The sequence below is a fragment of the Collinsella sp. An271 genome (assembly GCF_002159695.1).
GTDB classification, from domain to species: domain Bacteria; phylum Actinomycetota; class Coriobacteriia; order Coriobacteriales; family Coriobacteriaceae; genus Collinsella; species Collinsella ihumii.
The window spans coordinates 1-2,724 of record NZ_NFJE01000029.1; the positions used below are offsets into that span (position 1 = coordinate 1).

The 2,724-nt window shown below is 66.9% G+C and carries 1 protein-coding gene; it reads right to left on the reverse strand.

Annotation, left to right across the window (positions count from 1 at the left end; all coding sequences use genetic code 11):
• Positions 1-2,064: 2,064 nt before the first annotated feature.
• On the reverse strand, positions 2,065-2,202 hold the full coding sequence (locus B5F74_RS12470; RefSeq protein ID WP_158095791.1) for a hypothetical protein: 138 nt from the start codon (positions 2,200-2,202) through the stop codon (positions 2,065-2,067).
• Positions 2,203-2,724 lie beyond the last annotated feature (522 nt).

The following is a 2,724-nucleotide window of genomic DNA, read 5'->3' on the forward strand; positions in this document are numbered from 1 at the left end:
TTATATTGCCAGAACCGGGCGGCCCCGGGGGCGGGAATCCGGCGCTCCACATTTCCTCCATGTCCCGCGGGGCGCCGCCACGCGGGCGCGCGCCTCCGGGCGGTCGGCTAACCAGAACCCCAGCGAGCGCTCGGGGGCCCTCATGGATCGCATGTGGCCGCCCTTGCTGAGCCCTAGAACGGTGGGGGGCGCCTACGGCAGTCTGGGACCGACCGCCCTCCCTGTCCGACATGTTGAATCACACTAGGGAGATCGGCGGGCGCGCCCGGGTAGCGCCCGGGAACATACGCTTCCCGCCGCGAGGGCCCGCGCCTCAACGCATCGTCGGGACCGGCTCACGACTCTTTTATGGGCAGTCCGCGGAACGCCCGGAAACGAAGAATCCAAGGGCTCCTCGACCGACTGCCCCGTGCGGGGAGCCGAGATTCGGTGGCGCGCGACGACATGTCCGAACCCGCACGCCGCGCCAAGAGCCTACGGATATCAGCCTGCCTGGCGAGCGGCGGCTGGCGGGCTTCCGCGCGCGCCCGACCGGCCGGAATAAGGAGCAGGCACCGGAAGAGATCTCGGGACCCGCGACGTCACGCCTCTCGGCGATGGCTTGTCATAGTAAACATCCCCCGGCATAGCCGGGGGCTTTAGTATCGCCCCGTAGGGGCTTTTTACCACGGCGGCGGGGCCGCGGCGGGCCGGTGGCCGTTACGTCACGCCGCCGATCGGCGACTCCCCGTCACCTACTCGATCCGGCTGCCGTCCTCCTGGTTCCGGATGCACCTCCTGATCACCGACCCGTTCAGGCCGACGGCGCTCGCGCAGTGGCCCCTGGCCCGCAGAGTCCGGTCCCTGCCCGCGGCCCGTCGCCATTCCGGGTGCCTCTCGTGCAGGATTATCGAGCTCTTGCCCTTCAGCTTCCCGACGACGTCGCCGGCGCTCAGCTTGGGGGCGATCCTCAGGCATATGTGGATGTGGCCGGGGCAGGCGGACCCCTCCCGCCATCTCGACGCCGTCCATGCGCTCCGCAAGCGCCCTCGGTATCTCCCCGACCTCCATTCGCGTCTCCCCGTACAGGACCCTCCTCCTGTACTTCGGTATCCACACGATGCGGCAGGCGCGCCCCCGGCTCGTGTGCGATAAGCTATGCTTGTCCATATGATCCCGTCCTTCCGGACGGCGCAGCCGGCCCGCCGCGCCTCCATCGCAGGGCGGGATCGCCCGTTACGGAAGAACGTCAGGGGCGTAGCCGCTGTTGGCACCACGGGCATAGCCTGTGGATTTCTCACGCTGGGTTAAAAGACTAGGCGGAACCGCCTGCGAGACCCCGCCCGACAAAACCTGAAGGTTTCTCTGCGCGACTCCATTTCGGAGCTTCAGGACCATGTGCCAAATAGAGCCATGGGGAAGACAAAGGGCGAGCGGGCGGCGTCATTGTCGGGAAACGCGTCGGGGACGGCCCGCATCCCGGTCTCGGGTTTCACGATATCGGCCTTGGTGCGCTTCCCGCTCGCACCCTCGGGGACGATCTGCGGGGGAAGGTAGTGCGGCGCAGCGATTTGCTGGAGGCGCGGGCCGCGCATGTTCGCCGAGCCGCGCGGCGGGAGGTTCCCGCGTCGGCAGGGGCGCGCATGACGCTGCCGTTTGCGTCGATCGCAGTGTCTGCGCGAACGAAGCAGTCGATCACGCATGAAAGGCGAGCAGAAGCGCTCCTAAATGCCTTCGATTGACGTAGTTGGAAGCATTCTCCACGCATGCCCCGGTCGCCCCGGCGCTCAGCTCAAATGAACTGGAGTTGATAAAGCAACGGGTTCGGGGTAGACCCACAGGGGCATGTCATCGGGCAAGGCGTACTTCTCGACGGGCGCGCCGCAGCACGCGCCTCGGAGAGCGCTTTGATCTCGCAGGCGCGCCGATTTCGCTGTCTATAGTTGAAGCCGGCAAGATGGCCGGAGAAGACGGACGACCGTCCGCGTCAGGGCGCTCGGCGACCTCGCGGACGATCTTCGCGCTAGCGAAGCGCTCAACGTCGAGCGTCATGGACGGCAGCGTGTTGCGCGGAGCCCGGTCGAGCTAGGCGAGGAGCTTGAGCTGGCCGAGGTTGAGGCTGGCGTACCAGCCCTCGAGCTCGCAGCCGACGCGGCGCTCGAAGAGCGTGCAGTCAGGGAGGCGGTCGGCGGCCTCGTCACCGGTGATAAGGCCGAAGGCCACCCCCTTGCTCTTGAGCTTGGCTATCCGGGTGGGAGCGCCATGACGCGCCCCGTCGCGGTCTCGCTCGCCCCTGAATAGGGCCGTCGGATGATGTCTGGCGAATCTGCCGCGGCCCGCCCCCGTGCTGTAGGGGCCCATTCTACCGGCACTCGCCTGTGATGGCCTTTTGCCCTCCTCCTTAAAGGTGCGAGGGCGCGCTTTCGCCGTAGGAAAGAAGGAGGTTCGATGTGCGCTCTTTTATCGGACAGGGAGTCAGGGGGATCCAGAACCCTGGAGAACCCCTATCTATAAAGCTCCCGAAAGGGGGTGCAGGGAACATGGGACATAGCCCGGCAAGCAAACACGCAAGGGGACTCCGCAGGAAAACCGGGGCTACGCCATCTCCTCCGGCAAGCCAATCACCGAGTGCTGCCGGGAGCTCGGCCCGAACCCGTAGAGGGCCAACGAGATCTAAGGACCCGAGAGGGGACCAGTGCCCCCGTGCGCAAAAAAGGGGAGGGCCCCGCGGGAACATCCCGCGGG